This is a genomic window from Streptomyces sp. GL_140 (assembly GCF_057834465.1).
Genome location: NZ_CM174404.1, coordinates 4,532,643 through 4,555,981, shown reverse-complemented (window position 1 = coordinate 4,555,981; position 23,339 = coordinate 4,532,643). Strand labels below are relative to the sequence as shown.

Genomic DNA, 23,339 nt, shown 5'->3' with positions numbered 1-23,339 from the left:
GACCCCGGGATATCCCCTTCAGCGGCGACGCGGACGAGGACACCGCGGACCTACCGTGGGGAGCATGACCGAGACGACCCGCGGGGCGACACCCCTGACACCCGAGTTCCGGCTGGCTTCGGGCCTGTTCCAGAGCCTGCGCCAGGATCTGATCACCGATGCCTTCGCATACCGCCCGCTGGCCCCGATGCGCACGGACGGGCCACTGGTCCGCAGGCTCCCGCAGCGGATACGGGCGGAGGCGGCCCACCTGCCGCACGCGGTCGTATGCCTGGTGGCATTCGTCATCGTCTGCTGCGCCACCGTGACCACCCAGCTGACCCAGGCCGGCGCCCTGTTCCTCGGGCTGTTGGCGGCCACCCCGGTGCTGATGACCCTGGTCCGGCCGGTAGGGGCGTTCTGGGTCTCCGTGGCGGTCAATCTGGTCTTCCCGGTCGCAACCCCGTGGGGCTCCCCCTTGCCCTGGGCGCCCGGCACGTTCCTCGCCTACCTCGCGACGCTGACCATCGTGGCGATGCGGAGCCGGCCCCGGATCGCGGGCTGGATGGGGCTGGTGACCCTGGCCATCGGGGGCGCTCTGGCCCTGTGGGGGCGCGGCCACTACATCAGTCTCGGCCCGCTGATCTTCTTCTCGGCGATCGTCCTGCTGGCGGTCAGCATCCGCAACGTCCGCAAGCAGGCCGAGCAGGAGGTCAGCGCGCAGATCGAGGTCACGGCCTTCGAACGGGACCGGCGGACGCTGCTGGAGGAGCGGACGACGATCGCGCGCGAGCTGCACGACGTGGTCGCCCACCACATGTCGGTGGTCGCCATCCAGGCGGAGGCCGCGCCCTACCGGGTGAAGAACCCGCCGCCGGAGCTGGAGGCCGCCTTCGTCACCATCCGGGAGAACGCGGTGGCGGCGCTGACGGAGCTTCGCCGGGTGCTGGGTGTGGTCCGCTCCGCGGACTACGAGGCTCCGGACGCCCCGCAGCCGACGCTGGCCTCGCTCGACGGGCTGCTCGCCAATGTGCGGGAGGCCGGGCTGAGCGTGGACAAGACGGTGACGGGTTCCGTGCGGGACCTGCCGCCCGGTGTGGAGCTGTCGGCCTACCGGATCATCCAGGAGGCCCTGAGCAACACCCTGCGGCACGCGCCGGGCGCGGTGACCGGGGTCGAGGTCTCGTACGTACTGGGCGGGCTGGGCATACGCATCGTCAACGAGGCGGCGACCGGGGACGCGCGGCCCTCGCCGGGGGCCGGGCAGGGGATCACCGGGATGCGCGAGCGGGTGGCCATGCTGGAGGGCGAGATGACGGCCGGTGAGACGGCCGCGGGAGGGTACGAGGTGGCGGTCTACATACCGGTGCCCACCAGCCGCCCGGAGCCGGCGAAGGATCCGGCATGACGATCAGGGTGTTGATCGTCGACGACCAGATGATGGTCCGGGAGGGGTTCTCCGTCCTGCTGAACGCGATGGAGGGCATCGAGGTCGCGGGCGAGGCTGTGAACGGGCGCGAGGCCATCGCGCAGGTCGCGGCGCTGAAGCCGGACGTGGTCCTGATGGACATCCGGATGCCGGAGATGAACGGACTGGAGGCGACCCGGGCGATCGTGGCCGCCGACGCGGACGCGAAGGTGCTGGTCCTGACGACCTTCGACCTCGACGAGTACGTGTACCAGGCCCTGCAGGCCGGGGCCTCCGGGTTCCTCCTCAAGGACGCCTCCGCCCGGCAACTGGCCGACGGGGTAAGGGTGGTGGCCGCCGGGGAGGCGCTGCTCGCCCCCTCGGTGACCAGGCGGCTGATCACCGAGTTCGCGAAGCTCTCGGACACCCGGGTGTTCACCAGCGGCGTGGGAACGGGAGAGTTGACGGAGCGGGAGACGGAGGTGCTGGTGCTGATCGCGCAGGGACTGTCCAACGCGGAGATTGCCGACCGACTGATCATCGCCGAGTCCACGATCAAGACCCACGTGAGCCGGATCCTGGTGAAGCTGGGCCTGCGGGACCGCACGCAGGCCGCGGTGTTCGCCTACGAGACCCGGCTGGTCACCCCGTCCTAGGTCGCGAATCCCGAAAAGTTGTCCACAGCTGTGGACAACTTTTCGAGAATGGGATCCGACCGCCAGGTCGGCGCCCCGCAGAGCGGCCGGGCCGGCCGCCGGGTCTGCCGCCGAGCCGTCCGCAGGGCCGCCGAGCCGCAGCACCGGCGAGACGACGCAGAGGCCCGCCACCGGCCCGAGCATCCGGCCCATCGTCTCCAGAAAGGCACCGGCCAGAGCCACTTGGCAGCCCGCGCCGCCAACACCCGTCGCGCCGCTCATCCGTTCGGTTGGCGACCTCGACCTTCCGGACGGCCTAGCCGGCGTTCACTCCGTCGTCGGGGCCCGCTCCGAGAACGTGCGTGATCGCCGACGCCGCGTCAGGGGCCGTGTGGGTGGGACGGAAGGCGGGCTCGGGCCAGGCCTCGGAGGTCGGGGAGATCCAGACGCTGCGGATGCCCAGGCCGTGGGCTCCGCCGATGTCCGCCGCCGCGGAGTCTCCGACCATCCAGGCTTCGGCGGGCCGGGCGTCCGCGAGCCCGGAAGGCTCGGGTGCGGCGTCCGCGCCACCGTCCACGCCACCGCCCGCCGCCGCTACGGCCACCGCCGCGTGGAAGATCTGCGGCGCGGGCTTCTTGTGCCCGGCCGCCTCCGAGATCACCCACCCGTGCACCAGCGCGTCGAGCCCGGTGCGGCGGATCTTCGCCTCCTGCTGCTCCGTTTCCCCATTCGTCACGATCACGCAGCGCCAGCCCGCCGCCGCGGCCCGCACCAGGGCTTCGCGCGTCTCCGGGGCCAGGACGGCCCGGTCCGCGCCGCCTCCGTCCAGGAGGGCCCGTACGGCCTCCGCGGGCGCCCGGGATCCGTACCGCTCGGCCAGCCACCGGGTGAGCGGCGCGCGCGGCGTGTAACCGCTCGCGTCCGCCTCCATCAGCGCGTCCAGGTCCGCGGCCGGCAGGCCGTGCGCGGCCAGGAACGCCGCGCAGGCCCCCCGGAAGGCCGCGTCGCGGTCGATCAGCGTGTTGTCCAGGTCGATCATCAACAGGGGCGCGGAGGGCACGAAGGGCACTGCGGGCGACGGAGACGGCTGCATGGCAGCCAGTAGATCATCCGCTTAGCGTGACCCGGGGGGCCACCGGAACGGAAGGGACCCAGACCCATGTCCGACACCCCCGCCATCGTCCTCGTCCACGGCTTCTGGGGCGGCGCCGCCCACTGGGCCAAGGTCATCGGCGAGCTCCACCGCCGCGGCCACACCGACCTGCACGCCGTCGAGAACCCGCTGACCTCCCTCGCCGACGACGCCGAGCGCACCCGCAAGATGGTCCGGCAGATCGACGGGCCCGTCCTGCTCGTCGGTCACTCGTACGGCGGCGCCGTCATCACCGAGGCCGGCGACCTGCCCAATGTCACCGGTCTGGTCTACATCGCGGCGTTCGCCCCCGATGCCGGCGAGAGCCCCGGCGGGCTGACCCAGGAGATGCCGCCGGCCGCCGTCGAGAACATCGCACCCGACTCCGACGGCTACCTGTGGGTCAAGCAGGACAAGTTCCACGAGAGCTTCGCCCAGGACCTCACCCCCGAAGAAGCCCTGGTCATGGCCGTGACGCAGAAGGCGCCCCTCGGCTCCACCTTCGGCGACAACGTGACCGCGCCCGCCTGGCGCACCAAGCCGAGCTGGTACCAGGTCTCCACCGAGGACCGCATGATCCACCCCGACAACGAGCGCCGCATGGCCGCCCGGATGAACCCCCGCAAGACCATCGAGCTCGGGGCCAGTCACGCCTCCCTGGCATCCCTCCCCGGCCCGGTCTGCGACCTCATCGAGGCAGCCGCCCGGGGCTGAGCCGCCGGGCCGCTCCCCGGCGCCACAGGCGGCGCGCGCGGCCGATTTCCCGAGCGCGCGGCGCCCACACGACGGCCCCCGGTCCCGGATCCCCGAACAGCCACACCAGCCGTTCCAGGGGCGGATCGGGGGCGTCGGACTCCCCCGGCGAGGGCGGGAGCGCCGACTGCGGCACGGCCGGGTCGGTACGCGGCCACGCGCGCGGCGGCAGCACCCGCCGCCCCAGCGGCCCCAGGGTCAGCACGTACCGCCCCCCATAGCCGCGGCCGCGGTCACCGAGCGCGAGCAGCGGCGGCAGCCCGCCCCCGCGCACCACCTCCGCGTCGTACGGGGTCCAGCCGGGCGGGCCGCCGGCCGGGCCGAGCTCCGGATCCCGGAGGAGGCGCCGCACGCGCCGGACGACGTACAGCTCCCGGAGCGCGACGAGCACCGGCAGGTTCAGCAGGGCCAGCAGCACCACCCGCAGGGGCGCTGGGTCGGTGATCAGCGCCCCGATCAGCGCGGGCCAGCACAGCAGCGGCAGCACGCAGATCAGCACGGCGTCCTGACGCCAGTCGTCGAGCGCGTCCCGGATCCCCGCCTCATCGGGCGGCCCGCCCCCGGGTGCGTCCGGAACACCGGACCCGAACCCCTCAGCCCCTCCGGAACCCGCCACCCGTCCATCCCCCTCACCGCACGAAGTGCCGCTGAACACGGCCCGCGCCTCAGCTCCGCAGCGGCAGTGTCAGCCCCCACGCCGCCGGGTGCAAGGTCCACGTACGGCGCCGGACCGGGCCCGTGACAGCGGCGTCGGCGCGGTAGCGGAAGTCCGGCCCGGACACGGTCACCGTGGACGCCCTCGCCCGCACCACGCGGTCCTCCGCGCCGTCGGCGGTCCCGGCCGCACCCGCTGCGCCACCCGTCCCGCCACCCGCTCCGCCGTCCCCGGCCATCCGGACCATGACGTCCGCCAGCCCGTCGCCCTCCCGGGCCGTCACCGAGACGTCCTCCACCAGCCGGTCCACGTCCGCCAGGAGCACCCCGTCGGCCTCGACCCGCAGCCGGTGCCCGCCGTACCGACCCGACCCGCCCGACCCACCGGACCCGCCGGACCCGCCGGACCCGCCGGAGGCCGGCACAGGCGGGCGGACGAGCGTACGGACCAGCGAGCGGTACGTGCTCCAGACCGACGGGCCGGCCGGCCGCGGCACGGCCCGTACCGGCGGGATGCCGATCCCGCCCAGCACGACCCCGTCGCTGTCGTCGACCAGCAGGTCGCGCATGCCCACGGTCCCGTCCAGGACCGCCCGCGCGGCGGAGACCGCCGACAGCGGCACGCCGAGCTGCCTCGCCAGTCCCAGGGACCCCGGCTGACCCACGGGAATCAGCGAAATCGCCCCCTGGGAGAGCGCCCGCTCCCGGAACAGCAGCCCGACCGCCCGGACGAGCGCCCGGTCGTCGCCCACGATCACCGGCTGGCGATGACCCCGGCGGGCAAGAGCCCGCGCAAACTCCTCCTGCGAGTCCGGGAGGCAGATTTTCGCCACAGCTCCCGCTGACAGAACATCTTTCGCGATCCGCACGGACTCGCCGTCAAGACGGCGGGCGACCGGGTCGACGAGCACGAGCAGGCCGCCTACCGGCGCGCCCGCATGGCTCATGGTGGGCTCTGGAGCCGACACCTCGGTCCTTCCTCGGGTAGCATCTTTGTGCAAGAGGCCCTTGCGCTATTGCGCCAGGGCCTTCGTCTATTCCGGGGTACCGGTCCGACGGCTCAGCCTGCGGTGTACATCGTCGTACGCCCCCTGACCTTGGACATGCCCCATCCGGAAGAGGTGTACGCCTGTGCCCGCTCTTGTGCTGCTCGGAGCTCAGTGGGGTGACGAGGGCAAGGGAAAGGCCACCGACCTGCTCGGTGGATCCGTTGACTATGTAGTGCGTTACCAGGGTGGCAACAACGCCGGCCACACGGTCGTCGTAGGCGACCAGAAGTACGCACTGCACCTTCTCCCTTCCGGCATCCTCTCCCCCGGATGCACCCCGGTCATCGGCAACGGTGTCGTCATCGACCCGGCCGTCCTGCTCTCCGAGCTGCGCGGCCTCAACGAGCGCGGCATCGACACTTCCAAGCTGCTGGTCAGCGGTAACGCGCACGTGATCACGCCGTACAACGTCACCCTCGACAAGGTCGGCGAGCGCTTCCTCGGCAAGCGCAAGATCGGTACGACCGGCCGCGGCATCGGCCCGACCTACGCGGACAAGATCAACCGCGTCGGCATCCGGATCCAGGACCTCTACGACGAGTCGATCCTCACCCAGAAGGTCGAAGCGGCGCTGGAGGGCAAGAACCAGCTCCTCACGAAGCTGTACAACCGCCGCGCGATCGAGTCCGCACAGATCGTCGAGGAGCTGCTCGGCTACGCGGAGCAGATCAAGCCGTACGTCGCCGACACCACCCTCATCATCAACAACGCGCTCGACGAGGACAAGGTCGTGCTCTTCGAGGGCGGCCAGGGCACCCTGCTCGACGTCGACCACGGCACGTACCCCTTCGTCACCTCGTCCAACCCGACCGCGGGCGGCGCCTGCACCGGTGCGGGCGTCGGTCCGACGAAGATCAGCCGCGTCATCGGCATCCTGAAGGCGTACACGACCCGCGTCGGCGCCGGCCCGTTCCCGACCGAGCTCTTCGACGCGGACGGCGAGGCCCTGCGCCGCATCGGCGGCGAGCGCGGCGTGACCACCGGCCGTGACCGTCGCTGCGGCTGGTTCGACGCGCCGATCGCCCGCTACGCGACCCGCGTGAACGGTCTGACGGACTTCTTCCTCACCAAGCTGGACGTGCTGACCGGCTGGGAAGAGATCCCGGTCTGCGTCGCGTACGAGATCGACGGCAAGCGCGTCGAGGAGCTCCCGTACTCGCAGACGGACTTCCACCACGCGAAGCCGATCTACGAAACCCTCCCCGGCTGGTCCGAGGACATCACCAAGGCCAAGACCTTCGCGGACCTCCCGAAGAACGCCCAGGCGTACGTCAAGGCCCTCGAGGAGATGTCGGGCGCCCCGATCTCCGCGATCGGCGTCGGCCCCGGCCGCACCGAGACGATCGAGATCAACTCGTTCCTCTAGGCAGTCCGACAGACAGTCCGACAGACAGTCCTGTCGGCAGTCCGCCCGAAGGGGCGGTGCGCGAGCAGCGCACCGCCCCTTCGGCGTAACCGCGACCGGGCGGGACGGGGCGGATCGGGTCGGGTCGGATCGGGCGAGGGCGCGGAAGAGGAATTTCCCGCCCCCTGTCACATCCGCGCGCTCCCGTTGAGCATCGCTCCGAGACGCCGAACCGCCCGCCTCAGCCCTGCCGGATGAAGCGGGTGAGGGCGGCGACGTACTCCTGGGGATGGGTGAGGTGCGGGATGTGGCCCGCGCCTTCGAGCGTCTGACGACGGGCCCGGGGAAGGGCCTGCGCCAGGTGGTCGAGGACGGTCCCCAGCCACGGCGGGCTCTCGGTGCCGCCGCTCAGCAGAACCGGCACCTCGCAGCGGGAGAGCCCCTCCAGGTCCAGCGTGGCCCAGTCGGGGTCGGACTGTTCGTCCAGGAAGGTCGGGGCGTTGTGCACGAAGGTCTCGCGGATCTTCTGCGGTACCGGCTCCCACATGCCGGGCCCCATGGCGACCTCCTCCACGAACAGTCGCGCGCCCTGCTCGTTCTCGCCCTTCCGCAGGAGGTCGAGCACGGCCTCGATCGAGGCCCTCGCCGCCCCGACCTCCGCCATCGCGGCCGGGTCGCCGGTCACGATCGCGGCGAGCGGCGGTTCGTGGACCGTGATGGTGCGGAAGAGTTCCGGCCTGCGGGCCGCCAGGCCCAGCGCGGTGGACCCGCCGAAGGAGTTGCCTGCGACGTGCGCGGGGGCCGGGCCCAGCTGCTCGATCAGGGCAGCCAGATCGTCCTCGTCCTGCCTGCGGGTGCCGGGTCGCGGGCCCGCCTCGCTCTGCCCGTGTCCACGGCGGTCGTAGCTCAGCACCCGGAAGGAGGCGCGGATGTCCGCCTCGATGGCGAGCTTCCAGGAGGTGTGGTCGTTCCACGAGCCGTGGACGAGAACGAGCGGTTCACCCTCCCCGACGACCTCGTAGTAGAGATTCGGGCCGGCTGCACGAAAAAACGGCATGCCCTCTCCCTATCAACGTCCACGACGCCATAACCAGCGCCACCCCGAGCCTTCAGGCCTACGGGTCAACGATTGGGCCGGGCAGGCACGGCCGCCCGATTCCACACGTTCGGGCGATGACAAAGCATCAGAGTTTCCCAAAGATCATGGCACCGCGGCCACGAGGCAGGTATAAGCCCGCACCCGGTTGGTTACCGGCACGGGGTCTGGGTTGGCCGGGACACAGAGGGTCTCAGCAACACGGAGACTCACAACGCAAGAGGGACCAGGTTGAAGAGAACAACTGGCCGGGCGAAGCTGTTCAGGGCACTCGGCACTCTCGGCGTCGTCATGGCGCTGTCGTCCGCCGCAATCCCCCCTGTCGCAACGGCGAACGCGAATCCCGCCGGGCCGCCGACGACCACGCATCACGTCCAGCCGTCGTACAACAAGAAGGGGCACATCAAGAAGTGCCCGTCGGGAACGACGACGTTCATCAACACGCTGCATCGGAAACCGGGCAACAAGAGCGAGAGTTACTCGAAGGGATCCACCTCCTTCAAGGCGACGGTCGACGCGAAGGCCAAGTACCTGAGCTTCACGACCAACTCGCCCAGCTTCACCGTCTACATCGAGGGCGCTTCGGACTACGAGCAGGAGGGCTTCGACGTCTACGACTACACGGGTAAGCCCGGTCATCCGAACTTCCCTTCGGACAGCGGCCTGCACGCGCCGCCGACTTGGAAGGGGAAGGCGGCGAAGATCAGCCACTATCTGGTCTGCGGGCAGCCGGCCCCGGTAGTCCCTCCGGGATCGTGCCAGGCGTCGGGGTCGCTCGCCGCATACGTGCACGGGACCGATGTCACCGCGTACATCCCCAAGGGGGCATGGAGCAGCACTGCCACCGGCATTGACGTGGTGAACGTCGAGGGCACCAGCATCACCAACACGCAGATCCCCACGGGCACCGACGTCATCAACTCCATCGCGACGAACTCGGTGACCGGACAGTCCGTGGCCACGGCGAACAACAACCACGTCTACATCCTGAAGGGCACCGGCCTCGACCCCAGCGTCTCGCCCAACCCCCTGACCGACTCGGGTACGGGCACGATCAGCTTCTCCGGAGGGTCCGCGACGACCTCCGGCGTCTCGATGGACGCCGTGCACAACAAGGCCCTGCTCGGGCTGAGCATCGCAGGCCAGGCAGGGTTCCAGTTCCTCAACCTCGCGACCAACACGTTCGAGCCCCCGTTCGCCACGCAGGACCCGGGTGGGCAGATCTCCGAGGATCCCCTCATCGATCCCATCCGCAACATCGTCCTGTCGCCCGCGGAGGACAACAACTACGAGATCGTGAACGTGGCGAACAGCACCTCGCCGCAGTTCTTCGAGCACCCGGTGACAGTGACCGGGGAACTCGATTCCGCCGCGGAGGACTGCTCCACCGGGATCATCCTGTCGCCGGCTGAGTTCAGTGACCCCTCGCAGGTGGAGATCGCGGACATCAGCACTGCCGTCTTCACCCCCGGCACGCCCGGATCCTGGACGGCGCCCGAGCAGGTCCAGACGCTGACCGGCTCAAGCCTGAGTGCGGGAGCGTCCGCGGCATCAGTGGCACAGGGAACCCACACGGGTGTCATCACCGGAGAGTTCGGCGGGGACGGCCTGACGGCCATCGCACTGCCGACGACATCCGGTGCCGGGGCCACCCCGGCCATCAGCAACTGGGTGACCTGCGCGACGGGCGGGGGCTTCTCCATGGGGCTGGACCCGCACACCCTGATCGCGTACCAGTCGCCGAACGGTGGACACGCCATCGCCCTCATGGTCAATGGCGGAGCGACCCAGATGGTCGCGGTGGACCTGACCAAGATGCTCGACGGCACGACGGTCCCGGCAACGGGCAACGTCTGTAACGGCGGCACCCTTCCCGCGACGGCCGAGACCTTCATCGCTCTGCCGTAGCCGACGAGACCGTGGGGGTGTCCAACCCCCACGGTCTCCCCCATGGGTCCCCGCCGCGGGAATCTCAATGCGCAAGGCGGGAGTGCGATTCGACGCTGTACGCGTGGACGGCGACGACGGCCGCAACCTCGTCGATCTCCTGATCGCGCTCACAGCCGGTGACCCCGGGCCGCCGGGCTCTACCAGGCCAGCTGGGAGATCTCCTCGGACACCACCGCACACGCGTCCGCCGCCGGGTCGATGAGCGGGAAGTGGCCGACCCCGTCCAGCAGGGTCAGGCCGACCATCTCCCCCGCGTGCGCGGCCGCGGCCACGTACGCCTCGGACACCGCCTCCGGGACCACGATGTCGCTCCGCCCCTGGACCACCGCCGTCGCGATGCCCGTCGGGAGCAGGACCGCCGGGTCGGCGTACGGGCGCCGCTCGTCGAAACCGTCGCCCCCGCCCAGCAGTTGCGCCGAGGCGCCCCCGCACACGCCCAGTTCCTCCGCCACCACGAAGTCCGCGATCGGGGCCAGCGCCACCACCCCCCGCAGCAGCGGCGGCGATGTCAGCCTCCATCGGGCCGGGGAGTCGTACGGGAGCACGTGCCGGGCCGCGGCCCACAGTGCGAGGTGGCCTCCGGCCGAGTGGCCGGTCAGCACCATGCGGCGCGGGTCCGCTTCCGGCAGGCAGCCGGCGGCCAGGTCGGGCAGGGCGTCCATCGCGGCGGCCACGTCGTCGAAGGTCTCGGGCCACCGGCCGGCCACGGGGCCCTCGGCATCCTGGTGCGGCATCGAACTCCCGCGCCGGTACTCGACGTTGGCAACGGCGAAACCCTGGCGGGCCAGGAAGTCCACGAAGGGGGTGATGTGCTGCCGGTCGTAGGGTGCGCGCCAGGCTCCGCCGTGCAGGACGACCACCAGCGGGACGGAACGGGGATCGAAGGCCCCCTCACCGCGCGGGGCGTAGAAGTCGACGACCTGGTCGGGGTGTTCCCCGTAGGCCGCCGTCGCGTCGGGGGCGACGGGCGGATGGGAGAAGGCCGAGGCGGCCTCGGCGGCGTCCCGTTCGACTGCGGGGTCCGTCATCGGCTCAACCTCCGGTAACGCATGGGACAAGGGGGACTGGTGTTCCGGCAGAGCGGGACCGTATCAGGCCGGAACGGGCCCCTCCGTGGCGGGCCGTGGAGATACGGCTGCGGGCGGGGCCGTAGCCCCGCCCGCATGGTGATGTGACGTTTCGCTACCGGTTCACCCGAAAATGTGACCCAGTGTGCGGGCGGCGCGCTCCGCGTCGGCGAAACCGACGTACAGCGGGGTGAACCCGAAGCGCAGGACGTCGGGGGCCCGGAAGTCCCCGATCACGCCCCGGGAGATGAGCTCGCGCATGATCTCCGCCGCGTTCTCCGTGCGCAGCGAAACCTGGCTGGCGCGCTGCCCGTGCCCGGCCGGGGTGACCGGCTCGACCCTGCCCGCCGGGACGTACGCGGCCACGCAGTCGAGGAAGAAGTCCGTCAGCGCGAGGGACTTCGCGCGGACGGCCTCGACGGAGACCCCGTCCCAGGCGTCGAGGGCGGCGTCCAGGGCGAGCATGGACAGGATGTCCGGGGTGCCGACACGACCCCTGCGGACGCCCTCCGCGGCCTCGTAGGAGGGGGTCATCGCGAACGGGTCCGCGTGGCCGTTCCAGCCCGGCAGCGGGGAGTCGAAGGCGGCCTGGTGGCGGGCGGCGATGTACAGGTACGCGGGGGCGCCGGGGCCGCCGTTGAGGAACTTGTACGAGCAGCCGACCGCGAGGTCCACGCCGTGCGCGTCGAGGCCCACGGGCAGGGCCCCGGCCGTGTGGCACAGGTCCCAGACGATCAGCGCGCCCACGGCGTGCGCCGCCGCGGTGAGGGCGGGCAGGTCGTGGAGGCGGCCGGTGCGGTAGTCGGCGTGGTTGAGCAGGACCACGGCGGTGTCCGAGGACATCGCCTCCGCGGCCCCGGACGGGTCCACCGGGACGACGCGCAGGCCCGTCATCCGGGCCGCCGATTCGGCGATGTAGCCGTCGGTGGGGAAGGTGGCGGCGTCCACGAGCATCTCGCCGCGGCCGGGCCCGGCCAGGCGGGCCGCGCCCACCAGGGCCTTGAAGAGGTTGACGCTCGTGGAGTCGCCGACGACGACCTGACCGGCGGCCGCGCCGATCAGGGGGGCTATGCGGTCGCCGATGCGCTCGGGGGCGTTCCACCAGTTGGCTTCGCCCTCGGTCCAGGAGCGGATGAGGCGGTTGCCCCACTGCTCGGTGGCCACCTCGGCGAGGCGCTCGGCGACCCCGGCCGGGAGTGCGCCGAGGCTGTTGCCGTCCAGGTAGACGACGCCCTCGGGGAGGGTGAAGCGTTCGCGGAGCTTGCCGAGCTCGTCGGCGGCGTCGAGCTCGGCGGCCCGCAGCGCCAGGTCGGGCGCGGTCGGCTCGGAGGTGGCCGGCTCGGGCGCGGTCGGCTCGGAGGCGGTCGGCTCAGACATGGCTGCGCGCCGTCCACAGCTCCGGGAAGACGTTCTTCGTCGCCCGCTTCTCCAGCCAGGTCACGCCCGCCGAGCCGCCGGTGCCCGTCTTGGCGCCCATCGCGCGCCGGGTGGCCACCAGGTGGTCGTTGCGCCAGCGCCAGACCAGCTCCGCGACGTCCGTGAGGACCTCGCCGAGGCGGTGCAGGTCCGGGTGGGTGTCGGGGTCCGCGTAGAGGGAGGTCCAGACGGACTCGACCTCCGGCGAAGCCTCGTAGCGCTGGGTCAGGTCGCGGTCCAGGACGGCCGGCGGGACCGGGAGGCCGCGGCGGGCCAGGAGGCGCAGGACCTCGTCGTAGAGGCTGGGCTCGTGCAGGGCCTTCTCCAGCTCCCCGTGGACGCGCGGCGCGCCGCGGTGCGGGACCAGCATGGAGGCGGACTTCTCGCCGAGCAGGAACTCCATCCGGCGGTACATCGCCGACTGGAAGCCGGAGCCCTCGCCGAGGGCGGCTCGGTACGCGTTGAACTGGCCCGGGGTCAGCTGGGCGAGGGGGCGCCAGGAGGAATTGAGGGCCTCCAGCTCGCGGAGTGAACGTTTCAGCGCGTCCATCGCGACGGGGATCCGGTCCTCGCGGAGCGCCTGCGCGGCCGTCTCCCACTCGTGGACGATGACCGTGAACCACAGCTCCATGACCTGGGTCGTGACCAGGAAGACCATCTCGCCCGGGTCTTCCGAGCGCAGGTGCTGGAGGTGGGTGAGGACGTCCGCCTGGACGTAGTCCTCGTAGGGGGTCGTGCCGGCGAAGTCGAGGTTCGGGGTGTCCGAACCGCCGTCTCCGGAGGCATCAAGGGCGTGCGACATCGCTGTCTCCTCGATACGTGCTTCCGGGTAGCGGTCCGCTCCTTCCGGTGAGGTGAGTGGAGCTCCGGTCCCCTGTCCGCATCATAGGACCGACTTCCGGCCAGGCTTCAATAGTCAGTGGGGTACGTCACATTCCGCGACCGGGCGGGACCCTTGGGGGGACCCGCCCGGTCACGCAGGAACACCCCGCGGAACTACACAGGGCTACGGAGCTACGAGGCTACCGAGCTGCTGAGCTGCTGAGCTGCTGAGCTACGGGACCTCAGGCGCCGAGTACGTCCGCCGCGGTCTCCGAGGAGTCGCGCAGGAAGGTCGAGCAGCGCTCGTACTCCTCCTTCTCGTCGATCGCACCGGCCGCGCGGGCCAGGGCGTTCAGGGCGCGCAGGAAGCCGCGGTTCGGCTCGTGCTCCCACGGCACCGGGCCGTGGCCCTTCCAGCCGGCACGGCGCAGCGCGTCGAGGCCACGGTGGTAGCCGGTACGGGCGTACGCGTACGACTCGACCGTGTTGCCGGCGGCGAAGGCCTCGTCGGCCAGGATCGCCCACGCGAGGGAGGAGGTCGGGTGCGCGGCGGCCACCTCGACGGCGGGAGTGCCGGCGGCGATGGCCTCGCGGCCCGGCTCGTCGGGGAGGTGGGTGGGGGCGGGGCCCCCGAGCAGGTTCTGGTGAATGGACATGCCCACAGTCTGGGGGATGCCGGGACGGCGAAAGGGCCCGACCCCGCCGTCCGGAGACGGTGGAGTCGGGCCCTTCGTGCCTGTGACTACTTGAGCTTGGTGCCCGTGGAACGCAGGTTCGCGCACGCCTCGGTGACACGCGCGGCCATGCCGGCCTCGGCGGCCTTGCCCCACGTGCGGGGGTCGTACTTCGACTTGGTGCCGACCTCGCCGTCGACCTTCAGGACCGCGTCGTAGTTGCGGAACATGTGGTCCACGACCGGACGGGTGAAGGCGTACTGGGTGTCGGTGTCGAGGTTCATCTTCACGACGCCGTTCTCCAGCGCGGTGGCGATCTCCTCGGCCGTGGAGCCCGAGCCGCCGTGGAAGACGAAGTCGAACGGCGAGGACTTGCCGTACTTCTCGCCGACGCCGGCCTGGAGGTCCTTGAGGAGCTCGGGGCGCAGGACGACGTTGCCCGGCTTGTAGACGCCGTGGACGTTGCCGAAGGAGGCGGCCAGCAGGTAGCGGCCCTTCTCGCCCAGGCCGAGGGCCTCGGCGGTGCGCAGCGCGTCGTCGACGGTCGTGTACAGCTCGTCGTTGATCTCGTGGCTGACGCCGTCCTCCTCGCCACCGGTCGGGGTGATCTCGACCTCGAGGATGATCTTCGCGGCGGCGGCCTTCGCGAGCAGCTCCTGGCCGATGGCCAGGTTGTCGGCGAGGGTCTCGGCGGAGCCGTCCCACATGTGCGACTGGAACAGCGGGTTCAGGCCGCGGGCCACGCGCTCGGCGGAGATCTCGAGCAGCGGGCGGACGTAGCCGTCCAGCTTGTCCTTGGGGCAGTGGTCCGTGTGCAGCGCGACGGTGATGTCGTACTTCGCGGCGACGATGTGCGCGAACTCGGCCAGGGCGGCCGCGCCGGTGACCATGTCCTTGTTGTACTGGCCACCCAGGAACTCCGCACCACCGGTGGAGATCTGGATGATGCCGTCGCTCTCGGCCTCCGCGAAGCCGCGCAGGGCAGCGTGCAGGGTCTGGGTCGAGGTCACGTTGATCGCCGGGTAGGCAAACTTGCCTGCCTTCGCCCGGTCGAGCATCTCGTTGTAGACCTCGGGGGTTGCGATGGGCATCTGTCCGCTCCTTGGATGTGCGGGAGGTGTGCTTATTGCGGGCCCTGACCTGGGGGCGACGTTGCCGTCGGGCCCATCTTTCCAGACTCCGCGAGACGCTCCACCCGGACCGGGTGGGGTGTTTCACGTGAAACACCCCACCCGGCCGGGCGACAGATAGAAAACTGCAGGTCAGAGCCTGCTGAGGGGTTCCTGGGGACCTTGGTCCCCAGTTGTCTCGCCCCTCGGACGGCCCGTCGGGCGACCCGTCGGACTAGGACAGTCCGAGGTCGCCCAGCTGGTAGCCGGTGAGGTACGGCAGACCGGCCGCGGCGATCGCGTCGGCCGCGCCGCGGTCGACGATCGTCGCGACGGCGACGACCTCGCCGCCGGCCTCGCGGACCGCCTCGACGGCGGTCAGCGGGGAACCGCCGGTGGTCGAGGTGTCCTCGACGACCAGGCAGCGCTTGCCCTTCACGTCGGTGCCCTCGATGCGGCGCTGCATGCCGTGCGCCTTCTGCGCCTTGCGGACGACGAAGGCGTCCAGCACCGCGCCGCGCGCGGCGGAGGCGTGCAGCATCGAGGTGGCGACCGGGTCGGCGCCCAGGGTCAGACCGCCGACGCAGTCGAACTCCAGGTCGGCGGTGAGGTCGAGCATGACCTGGCCGACCAGCGGAGCCGCCGTGCCGTCCAGGGTGACCCGGCGGAGGTCGATGTAGTAGTCGGCCTCGCGACCGGAGGAGAGGATCACCTTGCCGTGCACGACGGCCTTGTCCTTGATCTGCTGCAGAAGCTCATCGCGTACGTCACTCATGGGCATGAGCTTAATTGGGCGCCGGGGCCCGGCTACCCGAGGCGCCGCCACGTCCAGGTCGTGGAGATCTCCAGCGGGTCCACCGGGGTGACCAGCCGCGGCAGGCTGTTCAGTCCGTTCGGCGGGCCGGACTGCGGTTCCACGCAGACGGCCTCGGGCTCCTCGTCGTAGACGACCACCCATTCGGAGCGGCTGGTGACCTTCAGCTCCAGGGCGCCGGGCCACGTGAGGGTGACGTCGACCCCGTCCGGCATGCCGAAGCAGTCGTCCCACGGGCCGGGCTTGGGGTCGATGCGGTTTCCGGTGGGGAGGTGGTCGTCGCCGCGCTCCTCCTGCCAGCCGGCTTCGAAGCCGATGCGTACGTCGGCCCCGCCGTTGCCGAGGTTGCGGTGGAACCAGGGGTGCCAGCCGGCCTGCGCCGGGAAGGAGTCCTCGTAGGTCTCCACGCCCATGGTCAGGGTCAGCCCGTTCTCCCCGAGCTCGAAGATCTGGGTGACGACGCCCGCGTAGGGCCACGGGTCGGTGAGGGCGTACGTGAACACGGCCTCGGTGGCGGTGAGGCCGGCCGGGCGCCAGGCGGCGTCGCGGCCGAAGCCGTGGATGGCGTGCGGCGGGTGGTTGAGCGGCAGTTGGTGGAGGGTCGCGCCGTCCTGGAACCGGCCGTTCCTGGTGCGCCCGCACCAGGGCACCATCGGGAAGGACCCGTAGCGGTCGCCCTGACGCAGCAGCTCCGTCCCGTCGATGCGCAGACTGCTGATCCGGCAGCCGTTCTCCTGGTCGATGGTCACCTCGGCGCCGCCGGCGCGCAGTTGCGTACTCATGTCCCCGACCTTAGGGGGTGTCTGACAATTCCCCGTGGAAGAAGGAGCGGCGGGGAATTGTCAGCCCCCTAAGGCCTCGGATCTCGGCTGTGCCGCCGAGCCGGGCCCTTCATCGCTTGCGGCGGAGCGCCCGGCCCAGCAGGACCGCCGAGGCCACGGCCACGGCCGCGGCCGGGGCGATCCAGCGGAGGTTGGCGTTCGCCGCGGCCGAGGTGGGCGCGGGGACGGGGGCGTAGCGGCCGCGCGGGGGCGCGTGGTCCACCTCTTCCGCGCTGCGGCCGATCATCGTGCGGCGGGCATGGGCCGCCTCGGCGGGCGGACGCGGCGGACCGCCGAGGCCCCCCGAGTTGGCGGTGCCTTCGAAGGTGCCCTCCAGGAAGGGATCCAGCGACGGGGGCGGGACCTCGGTGTCGAACACGGACGCGGTGACCTCGGTGATCTCGGGGAGGTCGGGATCCTCGGGCTCCTCCTCGGACTCGGCCACCACATCGGTGACCGCCAGCGCGGCGAGGTGGCCCGCGGCCCGGTCCAGCAGGCGGTGCCCGGCGGTGGCTGCGGCCTCCGGGTCGAAGGCGGCGGCCCGGCCGTCCGCGGTGGACTCGGCGGTGCACTCCAGCCGGGTACCGCCGTCCGCTTCGGTGAGCCGGAGCTCCAGGGACAGCTTCACGCTCCCGCTGCCCCGCACCTCCGTGCCCTGGGCTTCGAGGGTGAAGTGGCCGGGGTCCCGCTCGGTGACGGACAGGACTCCCCGGTAGGTCACGGTGTGCCCGCCGACCCGCACCTTCAGCCGGCCGGACAGCGGTCCGGCATCGGTGTCGGCGTCCTGTTGGAGCCCCGGCACGCAGCGCGCCACCCGGGCGGGATCGCGCAGCACGGCGCGGACGTCGACGGCGGGGACCGGAACGAACACCTGATGCTCCATGCGGTCGAGCCTACCGACGAGTCCGCTCCCCGTCAGGAAGTGCTGCGGTCCGGGGAAGCCGTGTTCGGGCGGTCCGCCGCCCGCCCACCCGTCGCCCGCCCACCCGCCGGCTGCACCCACTCCTCTGTACCTACTGGTATGTACAGTGGGATCATGAACGCGTCCGAGGACCTCATCGAAAGCACCCGCGAGCTGCTGTGGGAGCGCGGTTACGTCGGCACCAGCCCCAAGGCCATCCAGCAGCGGGCCGGGGTCGGCCAGGGCAGCATGTACCACCACTTCGCCGGGAAGTCCGGTCTGGCGCTGGCCGCGATCGAGCGCACGGCCGCGGAGCTGCGCGCCAGGGCCGGGGCGCAGTTCGACGCCCCCGGCACGGCGGGCGAGCGCATCACCGCCTATCTGCGGCGCGAGCGCGACGTGCTGCGCGGCTGCCCGATCGGCCGGCTCACCCAGGACCCGGACGTCATGGCAGATCCCGTCCTGCGCGTCCCGGTCGAGGAGACCTTCGCGTGGCTGCGGTCCCGGCTGGCCGGGGTACTGGCCGAAGGCCGCCGCAGCGGCGAGTTCGGGCCCGCGCTGGACCCGGACGCCACGGCCGCGACGGTCGTCGCCGTGCTCCAGGGCGGGTACGTCCTGGCCCGCGCGGCCGACGACGCCGAGGTGTTCGCCCAGTCGGTCGACGGCCTCCTCGGGCTGCTCGGCCTGTTCCGGACACCCACCCGATAGGAGCGGACCCCGTGTACGCGAGCCAGTACGAGATCACCCTCCCCGCCGACTACGACATGGGCGTCATCCGCAGACGCGTCGCCGACTTCGGCCACGGGCTCGACGGCCGCGCCGGGCTGGGCCTGAAGGCCTACCTCGTCCGCGAGCGCGGCGCAGGGGGCTCCCCCGTCAACCAGTACGCGCCCTTCTACCTGTGGAACGACCCCGGCGCGATGGGCCACTTCCTCCTCGGCGGCGGCGGATTCCAGGGCATCGTCCGGGACTTCGGCCGCCCGGCCGTCCACCACTGGACCGGGCTCGCCGTCTTCGCCGGGCCCGCCCGCGCCACGGCGCCCCGGGCCGCCTCGCGCCGCCTGACCGCCGTCCCGGCCGGCGCCGATCTCACCGCGCTGGTCGAGCGGGAGACCGCGGAGCTGGAACGGCTCGCACGGCGTCCGGGCGTGCACACCGCGGCGCTCGCGGCCGACCCGCGCAGCTGGCAGCTGCTCCGCTTCGTCCTGTGGGAGGAGGCCACGCCCGGGAACGCCGGAGACGAGGACGCCACCGAGCGGTACGAGGTGCTGCACCTGTCGGCGCCGGAGCTCGGAGCGCTCCCCGCCGGCCGCGCCTGGTAGGGGCCCGGAGAGCTCGCCTCCCCTACGAGTAGCGCGGGTGCGGGAGCGTGGACGGCGGGAGCCCGGAGACCCGGCCGCGTTCCGCGTCGCGGGCGGCGTCGCCCAGGGACTGCGTGGACAGCGAGCGCAGGGCGGGCGTGTCACGGTCCACGCGCAGCGCGGGAACCCCTTCGCGGGCGGCGAGGACGAAGCCCCAGTCCTGCGGATGCGCCTCGGGGGTGGCGCCGAGCGCCCGGTCGGGGCCCGCGGCGAATCCGGAGAGGCGGCCGCCCGCGCTGTAGGGGGCGGTGCTCAGGCCGGCCGCGCGCAGGGTGGCCTCGACGGTCCAGTACGTACGGGGCCTCGTGACGAGCGGTCCCGCGTGCACGGCGAGCCGCCCGCCGGGGCGCAGTGCCCGCGCGGCCAGCCCGTAGAACTCCTGCGAGTACAGCTTCGTGCTGGGGGTGATCCCGGGGTCGGGCAGATCGGAGACGATGACGTCGAAGCGGTCGCGGGCGGCGGGTCCGCGCAGCCAGCGGAAGGCGTCCTGGGTGACGACTCCGAGCCGCGGATCCTCGTACACCCGGCCATTGAGCGCGGAGAGCATCGGGTCGGTGCGGGCGAGCCGTACGACTCCGGGGTCGAGCTCGACGACGGTGACGGAGGCGACGTCGCGGTAGCGCAGGACTTCGCGGGCGGCGAGCCCGTCACCGCCGCCGAGGACCAGGACCCGGGAGTGCGGGCCGGTCATCGCGGGGTGCACGAGGGCCTCGTGGTAGCGGTACTCGTCGTATCCGCTGACCCGCAGGCGGCCGTCGAGGAAGAGGTCGAGCGAGCGCGGGGAGCCGGTCGGGGGGCCGGTCAGGACGAGCTCCTGGACCCCGGTCTGGACGGCGACGCGGACCTCGCCGCCGTAGACGGCGCGCCGGGCCACGCGTTCGAAGTCGTCGGCCAGCACGGTGGCGCTGGCGAGGACGGCGAGGACCCCGATGTTGGCGGCGATCAGCAGCCAGCGGGCGCGGCGGCTCAGGTCGCGGCGGAACAGCCACAGGACAAGCCCCGCGCCGACGGTGGCGTTGACGGTGCCCGTGACCATGGCTCCGGTGAGCTGGCCCAGGACGGGCAGGAGCACGAACGGGAAGGCGAGGCCGCCGACGAGGGCGCCGACGTAGTCGGCGGCGAACAGGTCGGCGACTGCGCCGCCCGCGTCCTGTCTGCGGATGCGCTGGATGAGCACCATCAGGAGCGGGATCTCGGCGCCGATGAGCACGCCGATGGCGAAGGAGAAGGCGACGAGCGCGGGCTGCGACTCCCCCAGCCAGGCGAAGCTGGCGTAGAGCGCTATGGCGGAGAGCCCGCCGAGGAGGGCGAGCGCCGACTCGATGGCGGCGAACCCGAAGGCGGGGCGGTTGCGCAGGGCCTTGGCGAGGAGGGATCCGACGCCCATGGCGAAGACCATGACGGACAGCACGACCGACGCCTGGGTGACGGAATCGCCGATGAGGTACGAGCCCAGGGCGAGCAGCTCCAGCTCGTACACGAGCCCGCAGGCGGCGCAGACGAACACGGTGGCCAGGACGAGGAGCCGTCCGGTCCGGGGCCGTACGGGAAGGGGGGCCGGGACGCGGGCCACACCGCGCGGCTCCGGAGCCGGGAGGCGGCGCCACCGGGTGCCAGGCACCCCGCGCGGGGCGGAACGGTCGATCATGAAGCGAACCGTACGTCACCATCTACTCGCATCCGGTCACCCACATGGGTGTAAGTGGCGCACCGGTTGGGGCAGTTGGCGTAACCGCTCGACAACTGCGCACTACCGGTAACCCGTACGCGTGAACGTCGAACGCGGTCCCGGACCTGTCCCGGACCGACGCCGCCCGACGGGCCCCGCCCCAACGGGCGCCCGCCGGGCGAACGCCCGTCAGATGAGGGCCGGTGCCGCCGCGGCGGCGCCGACCGCGGGCGCCTCCGTCGCGCCCATCCGCACGCCGACGCGCGTGCGCGTCGCCACCAGCTGCCCTTCCTGCGGGTACGCGTGCCAGGTGCGCCATCGGACCTGGCCCTCGTGGCGCTGCGCGAGCATGGCGGTGAAGGCGTGCGGGCTGCCGGGGAAGGTTCCGGCGAGCCCGTTCGGGTGATCCGCGACCAGCGCGAGCAGTTCCTGCGCCCGGCCCGCGAAGGAGCCGCGCGACAGGGTCTCGACCCGCGCCGCGAACTCGTACTCCCAGTCGCCGACCCGCTTGGCCACGCCCAGCGGCAGCGGAGTACTGCTCCCGGGCATGCAGGCGACGGTCTCCGAACAGAGCACGTCACCCTCTTCCAGGAGCACCTGATGAGAGGCCCCGAGCAGGCGCAACTCGACTTTTGCGCCCATCAGTTCGAGGTTCAGTACGGCCAGGGCGGGCAGCCGCTCCCGACCCAGGGCCCAGGCGAGGTCGGCGGCACGCGTGTCGGTATAGGTGGTCTGGAGGGTCGTGAGCATGAGTCGGCTCCGCAAACGCGCGAGGGAGATGGGCCGGGGCCCGCCAGCGGTAGTCAACGGGTGGGGGGACACCGGCACGGGTCCACAGGAAGTCCCGGGAGGTCCGGGGACTGGTCTACTCAACCGAGGGAATCATGAAAGGCACGGCACTCACAGCGTTTTTACCCAACTTGACGGGGTTTACATCCCCTCGGGGGCCCCTCAGTTCACGTGTTCAACAACATCCCGCCCGTACGCCGTAATACGCGACGGCGACGCCCCGAACAAGAAGACGTCTGACGGAAGTTGTCCCCGGTGAGCGCTTCGCGTACACGCATCCATGCTCCCCCGTGTCAGCTGGATCCGCATCCTCCGCCGCCGCAGGACGAGGAGGAGCCGCCGCAGGACGACGAGGAACCGCAGGAGGAGGACGAGGAACCGCACGAGGATCCACCGCCGTCCGAGCCGCCCGCCCACCAGCTGCTGCCGCTGCCGCTGGAGCCGCCCGAGCTGCCGGACGCGTACCCGGAGCGGGCCGCGCGGACCACCAGCACTCCGATGAGCACCACGGCCGCCGACACGGCCAGACCGATCATGATCAGAACGAACGTCATGCCCGTCCACCCCCTTCGCTTTCCACCCCGGTTCCCCGGGTCCGGGATCCCCTGTCGTCCCGCGTGCAGGGGGGATGCCCTCGGGGTACGCGGCCCAAAGCTCACTTGAGCAAGTCCAGAGCTTGCCGAAGGATGACGCCCATGAGCGCTCCCGAACGCAGCAACAGCCCCACCGACACCGCCGACCGCCCGTTCCTCAACCGCAGGCTGGCGGCCTTCGGCACGACGATCTTCGCGGAGATGTCCGCACTGGCCACCACCACCGGATCGATCAACCTGGGCCAGGGCTTCCCCGACACCGACGGCCCCGCCGAGATCGCCGAGGCCGCGGTGCGCGCCATCCGCGACGGCAAGGGCAACCAGTACCCGCCGGGCCCCGGCGTCCCGGAGCTGCGCCACGCGATCTCCGCCCACCAGCAGCGCTTCTACGGCCTGTCCTACGACCCGGACACCGAGGTCCTCGTCACGGCCGGCGCCACCGAGGCCATCGCGGCCGCGCTCCTGGCCCTCCTGGAACCGGGCGACGAGGTCATCGCCCTGGAACCGTTCTACGACTCCTACGCCGCCTGCATCGCGATGGCCGGGGCGGTGCGCGTCCCGCTCACCCTGCGCGCCCCCGATTTCCGCCTCGACGTCGACGCGCTGCGCGCCGCCGTCACCCCGCGGACCCGCCTGCTGCTGCTGAACACCCCCCACAACCCGACGGGCACGGTGCTCACGCCCGCCGAGCTCGCCGCGGTCGCAGAGCTGGCCGTCTCCCGGGACCTGCTGGTCATCACGGACGAGGTGTACGAGCACCTGGTCTTCGAGGGCGCTCACACCCCGCTGGCGGGCCTGCCGGGCATGCGGGACCGTACGGTCACGATCTCCTCCAGCGGCAAGACCTTCTCCTTCACCGGCTGGAAGGTCGGCTGGGTGACCGGGACCCCGGAACTGGTCACGGCGGTGCGCTCCGCCAAGCAGTTCCTGACCTACGTGTCCTCGGGGCCCTTCCAGTACGCGATCGCCGAGGCGCTGGCCCTGCCGGACGCGTACTACGAGTCCTTCCGCGCGGACCTGGCCGCGAAGCGGGACCTGCTCGCCGACGGGCTGGCCGCGGCCGGCTTCGAGGTGTTCCGGCCGCAGGGCACGTACTTCATCACCACCGACATCACCCCGCTCGGGGAGCGCGACGGCCTCGCGTTCTGCCGTGCGCTGCCCGAGCGGTGCGGGGTGGTGGCCATCCCGAACCAGGTGTTCTACGACGACAAGTCGGCCGGAGCGACGCAGGTGCGGTGGGCCTTCTGCAAGAAGACCGAGGTGCTGTCCGAGGCCGTGGCCCGGCTGCGCCGTCTCTGAGGG

General features: G+C 71.8%; 23 protein-coding genes. 8 read left to right on the top strand and 15 right to left on the bottom strand.

Annotated features, from left to right (window positions below):
* Nucleotides 1-64: 64 nt before the first annotated feature.
* Both AC3IYJ_RS21330 and AC3IYJ_RS21325 read left to right on the top strand, forming a co-directional pair.
* The gene (locus tag AC3IYJ_RS21330) at nt 65-1,387 is read left to right on the top strand and encodes a sensor histidine kinase (RefSeq protein WP_489396382.1); all 1,323 of its coding nucleotides are present in this window, start codon (nt 65-67) and stop codon (nt 1,385-1,387) included.
* A complete protein-coding gene (locus tag AC3IYJ_RS21325; RefSeq protein WP_489396381.1) occupies nt 1,384-2,043 on the top strand; it encodes a response regulator in 660 nt (219 codons plus the stop codon). Before AC3IYJ_RS21330 ends, AC3IYJ_RS21325 begins: the two co-directional genes overlap by 4 nt.
* 295 nt (nt 2,044-2,338) lie before the next feature.
* On the opposite strand, the gene AC3IYJ_RS21320 is transcribed toward AC3IYJ_RS21325, so the two are convergent.
* Nucleotides 2,339-3,115, bottom strand: coding sequence for an HAD family hydrolase (locus tag AC3IYJ_RS21320; RefSeq protein WP_489396380.1), 777 nt, complete (start codon nt 3,113-3,115; stop codon nt 2,339-2,341).
* Nucleotides 3,116-3,181: 66 nt separating this feature from the next.
* On the opposite strand from AC3IYJ_RS21320, the gene AC3IYJ_RS21315 reads away from it, so the two are divergent.
* The gene (locus tag AC3IYJ_RS21315; RefSeq protein ID WP_489396379.1) at nt 3,182-3,868 is read left to right on the top strand and encodes an alpha/beta hydrolase; all 687 of its coding nucleotides are present in this window, start codon (nt 3,182-3,184) and stop codon (nt 3,866-3,868) included.
* Here AC3IYJ_RS21315 and AC3IYJ_RS21310 read toward each other — a convergent pair.
* Together AC3IYJ_RS21310 and AC3IYJ_RS21305 are read right to left on the bottom strand one after the other, a co-directional pair.
* Entirely contained in the window at nt 3,843-4,523 is a 681-nt protein-coding gene (locus AC3IYJ_RS21310) for a hypothetical protein (RefSeq protein ID WP_489396378.1), read from the bottom strand. The two genes, AC3IYJ_RS21315 and AC3IYJ_RS21310, sit on opposite strands and share 26 nt — an antisense overlap.
* Nucleotides 4,524-4,572: 49 nt before the next feature.
* Complete coding sequence (locus AC3IYJ_RS21305) at nt 4,573-5,508, bottom strand: diacylglycerol kinase (protein WP_489402877.1); 936 nt, start codon at nt 5,506-5,508, stop codon at nt 4,573-4,575.
* Nucleotides 5,509-5,692: 184 nt separating this feature from the next.
* Between AC3IYJ_RS21305 and AC3IYJ_RS21300 the strand changes: the two genes are divergently transcribed.
* Nucleotides 5,693-6,976: an adenylosuccinate synthase gene (locus AC3IYJ_RS21300; RefSeq protein WP_384652750.1), complete on the top strand. Its 1,284-nt coding sequence runs from the start codon at nt 5,693-5,695 to the stop codon at nt 6,974-6,976.
* Between the two features lie 220 nt (nt 6,977-7,196).
* Here the strand turns inward: AC3IYJ_RS21300 and AC3IYJ_RS21295 are convergent, their stop codons facing one another.
* On the bottom strand, nt 7,197-8,012 hold the full coding sequence (locus AC3IYJ_RS21295; protein ID WP_489396377.1) for an alpha/beta fold hydrolase: 816 nt from the start codon (nt 8,010-8,012) through the stop codon (nt 7,197-7,199).
* A 270-nt stretch (nt 8,013-8,282) separates the two neighbouring features.
* Between AC3IYJ_RS21295 and AC3IYJ_RS21290 the strand changes: the two genes are divergently transcribed.
* Nucleotides 8,283-9,959 (top strand): hypothetical protein, encoded by a 1,677-nt coding sequence (locus AC3IYJ_RS21290; protein WP_489396376.1) that lies wholly within the window; start codon nt 8,283-8,285, stop codon nt 9,957-9,959.
* Nucleotides 9,960-10,138: 179 nt separating this feature from the next.
* Here AC3IYJ_RS21290 and AC3IYJ_RS21285 read toward each other — a convergent pair whose 3' ends face one another.
* From AC3IYJ_RS21285 to AC3IYJ_RS21250, 8 genes are all read right to left on the bottom strand, one after another.
* Nucleotides 10,139-11,029 carry an alpha/beta hydrolase gene (locus AC3IYJ_RS21285; RefSeq protein WP_489396375.1) on the bottom strand — a complete coding sequence of 297 codons (891 nt, stop codon included), beginning with the start codon at nt 11,027-11,029 and terminating at the stop codon, nt 10,139-10,141.
* Between the two features lie 162 nt (nt 11,030-11,191).
* The gene (gene kynU / locus AC3IYJ_RS21280; RefSeq protein WP_489396374.1) at nt 11,192-12,445 is read right to left on the bottom strand and encodes a kynureninase; all 1,254 of its coding nucleotides are present in this window, start codon (nt 12,443-12,445) and stop codon (nt 11,192-11,194) included.
* Entirely contained in the window at nt 12,438-13,286 is an 849-nt protein-coding gene (locus AC3IYJ_RS21275; protein ID WP_489396373.1) for a tryptophan 2,3-dioxygenase family protein, read from the bottom strand. Before AC3IYJ_RS21275 ends, kynU begins: the two co-directional genes overlap by 8 nt.
* 262 nt (nt 13,287-13,548) lie before the next feature.
* A complete protein-coding gene (locus AC3IYJ_RS21270) occupies nt 13,549-13,962 on the bottom strand; it encodes a DUF3151 domain-containing protein (RefSeq protein ID WP_489396372.1) in 414 nt (137 codons plus the stop codon).
* 86 nt (nt 13,963-14,048) lie between these two features.
* A complete protein-coding gene (gene fbaA / locus AC3IYJ_RS21265; RefSeq protein ID WP_243330679.1) occupies nt 14,049-15,071 on the bottom strand; it encodes a class II fructose-bisphosphate aldolase in 1,023 nt (340 codons plus the stop codon).
* A 253-nt stretch (nt 15,072-15,324) separates the two neighbouring features.
* Nucleotides 15,325-15,864: an orotate phosphoribosyltransferase gene (pyrE, locus tag AC3IYJ_RS21260; protein ID WP_489396371.1), complete on the bottom strand. Its 540-nt coding sequence runs from the start codon at nt 15,862-15,864 to the stop codon at nt 15,325-15,327.
* A 32-nt stretch (nt 15,865-15,896) separates the two neighbouring features.
* Nucleotides 15,897-16,685: an aldose epimerase family protein gene (locus tag AC3IYJ_RS21255; RefSeq protein WP_489396370.1), complete on the bottom strand. Its 789-nt coding sequence runs from the start codon at nt 16,683-16,685 to the stop codon at nt 15,897-15,899.
* A gap of 109 nt (nt 16,686-16,794) precedes the next feature.
* Entirely contained in the window at nt 16,795-17,607 is an 813-nt protein-coding gene (locus AC3IYJ_RS21250) for an SRPBCC family protein (protein ID WP_489396369.1), read from the bottom strand.
* Nucleotides 17,608-17,760: 153 nt separating this feature from the next.
* On the opposite strand from AC3IYJ_RS21250, the gene AC3IYJ_RS21245 reads away from it, so the two are divergent.
* Both AC3IYJ_RS21245 and AC3IYJ_RS21240 read left to right on the top strand, forming a co-directional pair.
* A complete protein-coding gene (locus AC3IYJ_RS21245) occupies nt 17,761-18,333 on the top strand; it encodes a TetR/AcrR family transcriptional regulator (protein WP_489396368.1) in 573 nt (190 codons plus the stop codon).
* Between the two features lie 11 nt (nt 18,334-18,344).
* Nucleotides 18,345-18,947, top strand: coding sequence for a DUF4865 family protein (locus tag AC3IYJ_RS21240; RefSeq protein WP_489396367.1), 603 nt, complete (start codon nt 18,345-18,347; stop codon nt 18,945-18,947).
* A 22-nt stretch (nt 18,948-18,969) separates the two neighbouring features.
* Here the strand turns inward: AC3IYJ_RS21240 and AC3IYJ_RS21235 are convergent, their stop codons facing one another.
* From AC3IYJ_RS21235 to AC3IYJ_RS21225, 3 genes are all read right to left on the bottom strand, one after another.
* Entirely contained in the window at nt 18,970-20,634 is a 1,665-nt protein-coding gene (locus AC3IYJ_RS21235; protein ID WP_489396366.1) for a polyamine aminopropyltransferase, read from the bottom strand.
* A gap of 210 nt (nt 20,635-20,844) precedes the next feature.
* On the bottom strand, nt 20,845-21,405 hold the full coding sequence (locus tag AC3IYJ_RS21230) for a DUF2617 family protein (protein WP_489396365.1): 561 nt from the start codon (nt 21,403-21,405) through the stop codon (nt 20,845-20,847).
* 332 nt (nt 21,406-21,737) lie between these two features.
* Nucleotides 21,738-21,998, bottom strand: coding sequence for a hypothetical protein (locus AC3IYJ_RS21225; RefSeq protein ID WP_489396364.1), 261 nt, complete (start codon nt 21,996-21,998; stop codon nt 21,738-21,740).
* Nucleotides 21,999-22,130: 132 nt separating this feature from the next.
* Here AC3IYJ_RS21225 and AC3IYJ_RS21220 point away from each other — a divergent pair, with 132 nt between their 5' ends.
* The gene (locus AC3IYJ_RS21220) at nt 22,131-23,336 is read left to right on the top strand and encodes a pyridoxal phosphate-dependent aminotransferase (RefSeq protein ID WP_489396363.1); all 1,206 of its coding nucleotides are present in this window, start codon (nt 22,131-22,133) and stop codon (nt 23,334-23,336) included.
* Nucleotides 23,337-23,339 lie beyond the last annotated feature (3 nt).

What these genes read in the sequence shown, in the direction of transcription:
- AC3IYJ_RS21225 (WP_489396364.1), bottom strand. Translation starts at nt 21,998, where the DNA reads ATGACGTTCGTTCTGATCATGATCGGTCTGGCCGTGTCGGCGGCCGTG.
- AC3IYJ_RS21270 (WP_489396372.1), bottom strand. Translation starts at nt 13,962, where the DNA reads ATGTCCATTCACCAGAACCTGCTCGGGGGCCCCGCCCCCACCCACCTC.
- AC3IYJ_RS21330 (WP_489396382.1), top strand. Translation starts at nt 65, where the DNA reads ATGACCGAGACGACCCGCGGGGCGACACCCCTGACACCCGAGTTCCGG.
- pyrE (WP_489396371.1), bottom strand. Translation starts at nt 15,864, where the DNA reads ATGAGTGACGTACGCGATGAGCTTCTGCAGCAGATCAAGGACAAGGCC.
- AC3IYJ_RS21285 (WP_489396375.1), bottom strand. Translation starts at nt 11,029, where the DNA reads ATGACGGACCCCGCAGTCGAACGGGACGCCGCCGAGGCCGCCTCGGCC.
- AC3IYJ_RS21315 (WP_489396379.1), top strand. Translation starts at nt 3,182, where the DNA reads ATGTCCGACACCCCCGCCATCGTCCTCGTCCACGGCTTCTGGGGCGGC.
- AC3IYJ_RS21255 (WP_489396370.1), bottom strand. Translation starts at nt 16,685, where the DNA reads ATGAGTACGCAACTGCGCGCCGGCGGCGCCGAGGTGACCATCGACCAG.
- AC3IYJ_RS21295 (WP_489396377.1), bottom strand. Translation starts at nt 8,012, where the DNA reads ATGCCGTTTTTTCGTGCAGCCGGCCCGAATCTCTACTACGAGGTCGTC.
- AC3IYJ_RS21220 (WP_489396363.1), top strand. Translation starts at nt 22,131, where the DNA reads ATGACGCCCATGAGCGCTCCCGAACGCAGCAACAGCCCCACCGACACC.
- AC3IYJ_RS21250 (WP_489396369.1), bottom strand. Translation starts at nt 17,607, where the DNA reads ATGGAGCATCAGGTGTTCGTTCCGGTCCCCGCCGTCGACGTCCGCGCC.
- AC3IYJ_RS21230 (WP_489396365.1), bottom strand. Translation starts at nt 21,405, where the DNA reads ATGCTCACGACCCTCCAGACCACCTATACCGACACGCGTGCCGCCGAC.
- AC3IYJ_RS21235 (WP_489396366.1), bottom strand. Translation starts at nt 20,634, where the DNA reads ATGATCGACCGTTCCGCCCCGCGCGGGGTGCCTGGCACCCGGTGGCGC.
- AC3IYJ_RS21305 (WP_489402877.1), bottom strand. Translation starts at nt 5,508, where the DNA reads ATGAGCCATGCGGGCGCGCCGGTAGGCGGCCTGCTCGTGCTCGTCGAC.
- AC3IYJ_RS21275 (WP_489396373.1), bottom strand. Translation starts at nt 13,286, where the DNA reads ATGTCGCACGCCCTTGATGCCTCCGGAGACGGCGGTTCGGACACCCCG.
- fbaA (WP_243330679.1), bottom strand. Translation starts at nt 15,071, where the DNA reads ATGCCCATCGCAACCCCCGAGGTCTACAACGAGATGCTCGACCGGGCG.
- AC3IYJ_RS21245 (WP_489396368.1), top strand. Translation starts at nt 17,761, where the DNA reads ATGAACGCGTCCGAGGACCTCATCGAAAGCACCCGCGAGCTGCTGTGG.
- AC3IYJ_RS21325 (WP_489396381.1), top strand. Translation starts at nt 1,384, where the DNA reads ATGACGATCAGGGTGTTGATCGTCGACGACCAGATGATGGTCCGGGAG.
- kynU (WP_489396374.1), bottom strand. Translation starts at nt 12,445, where the DNA reads ATGTCTGAGCCGACCGCCTCCGAGCCGACCGCGCCCGAGCCGGCCACC.
- AC3IYJ_RS21320 (WP_489396380.1), bottom strand. Translation starts at nt 3,115, where the DNA reads ATGCAGCCGTCTCCGTCGCCCGCAGTGCCCTTCGTGCCCTCCGCGCCC.